This window comes from Cellulophaga sp. (assembly GCF_039943695.1).
Taxonomy (GTDB): domain Bacteria; phylum Bacteroidota; class Bacteroidia; order Flavobacteriales; family Flavobacteriaceae; genus Cellulophaga.
Window position 1 is genome coordinate 1 of the sequence record NZ_JBDVAA010000224.1, and the last position, 5,113, is coordinate 5,113.

Here is a 5,113-nt window from a genome sequence, read left to right on the forward strand (position 1 = left end):
ATTAATACAGGAGCCAAGGTTAATAACGCTTTTATCGCAAAAGCACCTCATAAAGGTACTGCTTGGGTTAATAAAACTGGCAAAAAATATATTATCCTTAATTCTGTTGAAGGCAGAAAATACTTAGATAACCAAACTTACAATATAGATTTTGGAGACAGTAATTTTATAAATAGCATTAAAGGTGGTATTAACATTAGCACCTATATTGTTAGTAAACTAAATAGTGAAGGCGACAAGCTTACCTTAATTGTTAACTCTAATAAGTACCAACAGTACTTAATAAACAAACCAGACGTTAAGGTGGCTTCTAGCCCTATTGAAAACACTAAAATTCTAGTTAATTGCGACTCTAAACCTAAGGTAACACTTAATATTGATGATGCTCTGGTTTCTTCAGATTGGGATGGAAGCACTAAAACTTTAACATTAAAAATTAAACACGATGCTAAGTTTAATGATATAGTAACTGTAACCATTAATGAAAACACAAGTACAGCATCTGCTAATAAAACTTTATTAGAAACTAAAACAGATAGCCTTAATAAAGAGGTAGATCAAGAAAACTTAAAATTATTTCCTAATCCAACTACTAATTTTTTACAAGTAGATTATAAAAAAGATTCTCAAATTAAAGAGATTTTTATTAGGGACGTAAATGGACTTTTAATTAAAACTGTAAATTACATTAACACAACATCTCCTTACACTGTAGATGTAAGTAAATTATCTAAAGGAATTTACTTTTTGAGCTTTAAAGACTCTAGTAAAATTATAACTAAAAAATTTATAGTTAATTAAACATACAATTCTTAATACAAAAGCCTCTTCAATTAAAACTGAAGAGGCTTTTTTTCTTTAAACAAAACTGTTCTTTTTAAAATTAACACTAACCACAGTACTGCTCTTTTTACTTTTGTGTACTTTAGTTTTTCTATACCAAACCAATTAAAGCTATGCTTAAAAACTTATGCCTATGCATTTTATTAATTGTATTTGTTTGTGCTAATTCTTTTTCTCAACAAATTGAAACAAACTTTCTTGGTTCTTTTCCGTTTACTTTTACACCTAAAAACAACATTGCAGTACAGGCCATTTTAAATAAAAAAGACACTGTTAGTTTAATGCTACATACAGCAGCAGAATCTATAACTTTAATTAAAGATAGCGCCACAAAAGTAACTAGCGTACAATGGAACACAGAAGATACTGTAGAAATTTGGGGAGGTAAAAGCACGTCTAGACATAGCAATAGCAACACATTACAAATAAGAAGTTTTAATTGGGAAAATTTACCTATTTGGGAAAATAAAAATTCAGGACCAGGAACAGATGGTAAATTTGGACCTAGTTTATTTAAGGGCAAAGCCCTACATATTAGCTTTACAAACCACAAAATAACGGTACACAAAACAATACCTAAAAAAATGAAAGGGTATAAAAAAATCCCTTTAAATTATAAAGACGGATTTATGTTTTTAGGCGGAGAAAGTAGTATTGGATCTACAAAGTATAAAAACACATTTTTAATTCACTCTGGTTACACTGGTTTTATTTTGTTTGATGACAATTTTTCCAAAACCAATAAATTAGACTCACTTTTAAAAATTATAGACACTAAAGAACTTAAAGATTCTTATGGTAATATACTAAAAACACAAAAGGCTATTTTACCTAAATTTAAAGTTGGCAAAACTACATTTAAAAATGTGCCTATTGGCTTTTTTAAAGGCGCAATTGCTAGACAAAGTATGAGTGTTTTAGGCACTGACTTTTTAAAAAGGTTTGATTTTTATATTAGTGCAGATAGAACATTTATATACTTAAAGCCAAACAAAAACTATAATTTACCTTATAACAAATAACATTAAATCAAAAAATAAATAGTAAATGGATGTTTTAGATCATTTTACAGAATTAGTAAATAAGCACTTTATTACACAACACGAGATTTCTTTTTATGAAAAAGAACTTGGTTTAAAACCTAAGTATTTAAGTAAACTTGCTAAAAAAAATAATTTACAACCACCTTGTCAAGTTTTATTAGAAAAGCAAATAACACACGGCAAACAATTGCTAAAACAAACAGATAAAACCATTAAAGAAATTGCTTTTGAAATGAACTTTGAAGATCATTTTTATTTTAGTAAAGTATTTAAACGCAAAACTGGGCAAACACCTACAGAATACAGAAGTTCTTTAAAGTGAACCTTTGTCCATTGCCAATTGTTATACACGGCTATACCTTTGCTTTTTTATAAATTAAAAATTAGCAGAAATGAAAAATTTTACAAAGCATAGCATAGAAAGCGCTCCAGAAGCATCTAAAGAACTCTTAAAATACGGAGAGCAAAAATACGGAGCTGTGCCTAACTTGTTTAAATATATGGCCGGCGCACCTGCATCTTTAGAGGCGTATAACAGTTTATTTAAAATATTTTCTACTACATCTTTTACAGCTGGTGAGCAACACCTAATATTACTTGCTGCAAGCGTTGTTAACAAATGTGATTATTGTACTGCTGCACATACTAGAGCCGCTAAAGCAAATGGCGTAGCATCTAAAACCTTAAATACTATACGCAAACAAAAACAGGTAGAAGACACTAGGTTAAATGTACTTATAAACACTACTAAAAAAATTACAGAGACCAGAGGTAACGTTTCTAAAAACGATTTAGAGGTTTTTTACAATGCAGGTTTTTCTCCAGAAAATATAATGGAAATTATTGTTGGTGTATCCTTAAAAACCCTAAGTAACTACATTAACCACATTACAGAAAATGTAATAAACGAATCTTTAGAACCTTTTGCGGTTGGTAAAGAAATTGAAGATTAAAAAATTTAGATCATTATTATACTTTTATACAAACCACCATTTAGGTGGTTTTGTTTTTTTAACTTGTGAGTTATTTACGTATTTAATATGAAATATATAGTTTATACCTGTTTTCTAGCAATTCTGTTTTTAACGTCTTGTAAAACCAATTCAAGAACCATAATAACCAATACAAATAAAAACATTACATATTGGGGAAGAGTAGATACTACTGTAACAGATAGTACAGATTTACATTGGTCTGGCACATCTATAAAATTAAATTTTGAAGGCACCGATATAAAAGCCTTATTACAAGATGAAAAAGGAGAAAACTACTATAATATTCTTGTAGATAATGACAGTACTAAATTATTACGATTAGATACTACAAAACGTTATTATACACTTGCCCGTAATTTAAAAAAAGGAAAACATACTGTAGAGCTATTCAAAAGAACAGAATGGGATAAAGGCAAAACAAGCTTTTTTGGTTTTAAACTGAATAAAAAAGGTAAAATACTACCAAAAGACACACCTAAAACCAGAAAAATTGAATTTTACGGAAACTCTATCACTGCTGGTTATGCTGTTGAAGATTATACTGGTAAAGACAGACCAGATAGTACATACACCAACAATTATTTAAGTTACGCTGCTATTACAGCCAGACATTTTAATGCCGAATACAGAGCTATTTGCAAAAGCGGAATTGGAATTACTGTAAGCTGGTTTCCCATAATAATGCCAGAGCTATACAATAGGCTAAATCCTAATAATAAAAACAGCTTATGGGATTTTTCTTTGTACCAGCCAGATATAGTTGTTGTAAATTTATTTCAGAACGATTCTTGGATAGTGAATATGCCAAAAAATGAAGAGTTTAAACATAGGTTTGGGAACAAAAAACCAGAAGATGACTTTTTTGTTACTGCCTACCAAAACTTTATTACTAGCCTAAGAAAAGAATATCCTAATGCTAAAATTATATGTGCTTTAGGAGCTATGAATGCTACAAAAGAAGACTCTAAATGGATGAGTTTTATTAGCAAAGCGGTAACAAAATTAGCAGATAAAAATGTTTATACTCATTTTATGCCCTATAAAAATACACCTGGGCATCCATCTATAAAAGAGCAAGAAGATATGGCTAAAAGTCTTATTACTTTTATTGATAAAAACATAGACTGGTAAGGTCATTGCCTAACTTTAAAAACTATATATCATTTATACAAAATAAATACTGTAAGTTTTTTCTACAGATTTAACATCATATACATTACAACTGTCTAGTAAATTTATATTTTAGCAGATCCAAATAATCTACCAAAATATGAAAACCAAAACCTATAGTACACTAATTATACTTAGTTGCGTGCTTTTTTTAACCAGTTGTAACAACAACAAACCCAAATGGAAACAGCTTTTTAATGGTAAAGACCTTAAAGGCTGGCAAATAAAAATTAGAAATCATCCTTTAAATGACAACTACGCAAATACATTTAGCGTAAAAGACGGTAACATACAAGTACGCTACAATAACTACGGGGATTTTAATCAGCAATACGGACACTTATTTTATAAAAAGCCATACAGCGCATATTTAATAGGTGTAGAATATAGATTTGTTGGTGAACAAGCCAAAGGTGGCGAAGGTTGGGCTACAAGAAATAGCGGTATTATGCTACACGGACAGTCGCCAAACACAATGTCTGTAGAGCAAGATTTTCCTAACTCTATAGAACTACAACTTTTAGGTGGCAATGGTAAAGATGAGCGTACTACAGCCAATATATGCACACCAGGTACACAGTATGTTTTTAATAATGAAATAAAGCAAGAACACTGTGCAAGCTCTACCTCTAAAACGTACCATGGAGAACAATGGGTACGTGTTGAAGCTCTAGTTTTAAGAGATTCTTTAATAGTGCACTATGTAAATGGAGAAGAAGTACTGCGCTATACAAAACCTCAACTAGACCCTGTAAACGGAGCCAAAGAAGGCAAACCATTAACCAGTGGTAGCATCTCTTTACAAAGTGAGAGTCACCCTGTAGATTTTAGAAAGGTAGAAATAGTAAACTTAGAAAAACACATTACAGACCAAGGCAAACTAACAGAAGTAATTAATGAGCTGTTAGCAAAAAATTAATTCTTAAAAAAAAGCCTTTAGCAAATACGCTAAAGGCTTTTTTAATTTAATATGCTTTTTCTAATTTAGAACGCATTGTTTTTGCAGCAGCCACCAAATTCTGTAAAGCAGCTTTTGTTTCTGGCCAATCTCTAGTTTTTAAT

Annotated in this window: 6 protein-coding genes; all 6 read left to right on the plus strand. The window is 30.4% G+C overall.

The genetic code is table 11. The features are described 5' to 3' along the window. Positions 1–801: T9SS type A sorting domain-containing protein (locus ABJD66_RS16885; RefSeq protein WP_348133824.1), on the plus strand; the 801-nt coding region annotated here is incomplete at its 5' end. A 155-nt stretch (positions 802–956) separates the two neighbouring features. Next, a complete protein-coding gene (locus ABJD66_RS16890) occupies positions 957–1,865 on the plus strand; it encodes a hypothetical protein (protein ID WP_348133827.1) in 909 nt (302 codons plus the stop codon). A 25-nt stretch (positions 1,866–1,890) separates the two neighbouring features. After that, positions 1,891–2,208: a helix-turn-helix transcriptional regulator gene (locus ABJD66_RS16895; RefSeq protein ID WP_100893843.1), complete on the plus strand. Its 318-nt coding sequence runs from the start codon at positions 1,891–1,893 to the stop codon at positions 2,206–2,208. A gap of 70 nt (positions 2,209–2,278) precedes the next feature. Continuing rightward, positions 2,279–2,839: a carboxymuconolactone decarboxylase family protein gene (locus ABJD66_RS16900; protein ID WP_348133830.1), complete on the plus strand. Its 561-nt coding sequence runs from the start codon at positions 2,279–2,281 to the stop codon at positions 2,837–2,839. Between the two features lie 87 nt (positions 2,840–2,926). After that, the gene (locus tag ABJD66_RS16905) at positions 2,927–4,012 is read left to right on the plus strand and encodes an SGNH/GDSL hydrolase family protein (RefSeq protein ID WP_348133833.1); all 1,086 of its coding nucleotides are present in this window, start codon (positions 2,927–2,929) and stop codon (positions 4,010–4,012) included. A 139-nt stretch (positions 4,013–4,151) separates the two neighbouring features. After that, positions 4,152–4,970, plus strand: a complete 819-nt coding sequence (locus ABJD66_RS16910; RefSeq protein WP_348133836.1) for a DUF1080 domain-containing protein — start codon at positions 4,152–4,154, stop codon at positions 4,968–4,970. Positions 4,971–5,113: the final 143 nt, after the last annotated feature.

Bases quoted from the DNA above. Each gene is read 5' to 3' on its own strand.
- ABJD66_RS16890 (WP_348133827.1), top strand. From the start codon at position 957: ATGCTTAAAAACTTATGCCTATGCATTTTATTAATTGTATTTGTTTGT.
- ABJD66_RS16895 (WP_100893843.1), top strand. From the start codon at position 1,891: ATGGATGTTTTAGATCATTTTACAGAATTAGTAAATAAGCACTTTATT.
- ABJD66_RS16910 (WP_348133836.1), top strand. From the start codon at position 4,152: ATGAAAACCAAAACCTATAGTACACTAATTATACTTAGTTGCGTGCTT.
- ABJD66_RS16905 (WP_348133833.1), top strand. From the start codon at position 2,927: ATGAAATATATAGTTTATACCTGTTTTCTAGCAATTCTGTTTTTAACG.
- ABJD66_RS16900 (WP_348133830.1), top strand. From the start codon at position 2,279: ATGAAAAATTTTACAAAGCATAGCATAGAAAGCGCTCCAGAAGCATCT.